Source organism: Pseudoalteromonas sp. 2CM39R, assembly GCF_023161845.1.
On sequence record NZ_JALNTM010000041.1, the window covers coordinates 25,877 to 27,600 of the forward strand.

Annotated in this window: 1 protein-coding gene; it reads right to left on the minus strand. The window is 45.5% G+C overall.

The window, feature by feature from the left end; all coding sequences use genetic code 11:
* Positions 1-207: 207 nt before the first annotated feature.
* Positions 208-1,635 carry an NAD-dependent succinate-semialdehyde dehydrogenase gene (locus MTF66_RS37255; protein ID WP_248530247.1) on the minus strand — a complete coding sequence of 476 codons (1,428 nt, stop codon included), beginning with the start codon at positions 1,633-1,635 and terminating at the stop codon, positions 208-210.
* Between the last annotated feature and the right edge of the window lie 89 nt (positions 1,636-1,724).

Below are 1,724 nucleotides of genomic sequence, written 5' to 3' on the forward strand. Positions count from 1 at the left end.
TTATTTCGCGCGATGTCTTTGGATTTGCCGTCAGGGTGTTGAATGGAAGACGCGCCAAGCAAGCGTGACGCCTACATAGTAGGAGGCGTTTTAACGCCGAATAGATCTGACCTATTCACGGCTAAAGCCGTTCCTACGAGGTGCGAGGTATTGTAGGCGTGAAATTTATTTCGCGCGCCTTATCGCTTATCGCTTATCGCTTATCGCTCAAACCTTAACACAAAGATACTTCTCTTCTAGATACTCATCTAACCCTTGGTGGCCGCCTTCTCGGCCTAAGCCAGACTGTTTAACGCCGCCAAATGGCGCTACTGGGTTTGAGATAAGACCTTCGTTAATACCAACCATGCCGTATTCGAGTGCTTCGCTTACGCGATAAACTTGCTTGATGTTTTCACTATAAAAATACGCAGCTAAACCGTAAGGCACGTCGTTCGCAAGCTGAAGTACTTCTTGTTCGTCATCAAAAGCGATAATGCTGACTACAGGGCCAAACACTTCATCATGATAGATATCCATCTCTGGGGTCACATCGGTTAAAATTAATGGCGCTTGAAAGCTACCTTCAAGCTCACTGTTATCACCGATTAACGACGCCCCTTTATCAACCGCATCTTGCACAAGCGTTTGAACTTTCTCTTTTGCTTTAGGGTAAATTAATGGGCCGATATCTACCCCGTCATCAAGACCATTGCCAACCTTTAACTCAGCCACTTTGTCTGTGAGTTTTTCGAGCACCGTTTCAAGTACTGAGCGCTGAACAAAAATTCGGTTAGCGGCAACACAGGTTTGTCCTGCGTTTCTAAACTTAGCCCCCATAAGGCCAGCAACTGCCTCATCTAAATCGGCATTATCAAAAATAATAAACGGGGCATTGCCGCCAAGCTCCATTGACGTTTGTTTAATTGTTGAAGCACACTGCGATAGTAACTGCTTACCTACACCGGTTGAGCCTGTGAATGTGAACTTACGCACACGCTCTGACTCGGTCATGATTTCACCCACCATTTTGGCGTTTTCGGAGACCACCACGTTCAGCGCTCCTTTTACAAATCCTGCTTTATCAGCAAGATAGGCTAAGGCAATAGCGCATAATGGCGTATGCTCCGAAGGTTTAATCACAAAACTACAACCCGCGGCATAAGCGGGTGCCACTTTACGGGTGATCATAGCAATCGGGAAATTCCAAGGTGTAATACCAGCCACCACACCGATTGGCTGCTTTATCGTTGTTAAACGATGCTTGCTGTCAGTAGCAGGTATTGTGTCGCCATAACTGCGCTTTGCTTCTTCACTAAACCATTTAATAAAGCCTGCACCGTATTCAACTTCGCCTAAGGCTTCTTTTAAAGGCTTACCCTGCTCTTTAGTCATTAACTCAGCAAGCTGTTGCTTATGCTCAATAACCAACTCATACCAACGGCGCAGCGTTTCACTACGCTCGGTTGCTGTTGTTTGCTTTAGTTTGCTAAATGCCTCGTCAGCACTTTTTAAAGCCAGCTCAACCCCAGCTTCATCAATATTAGAAACCTGAGTAATCAACTCTGCGGTTGCGGGGTTATCTACACTAAAACGCTGGCTCGTAGAGTAAAAGTCACCGTCGATAAACGAATCAGAAAAAACCAAATCAGACATAGAACCTCCAAAATCAGCTATCAGCTATCAGCTATCAGCTATCAGCTATCAGCTATCAGCTATCAGCTATCAGCTATCAGCTATCAGCT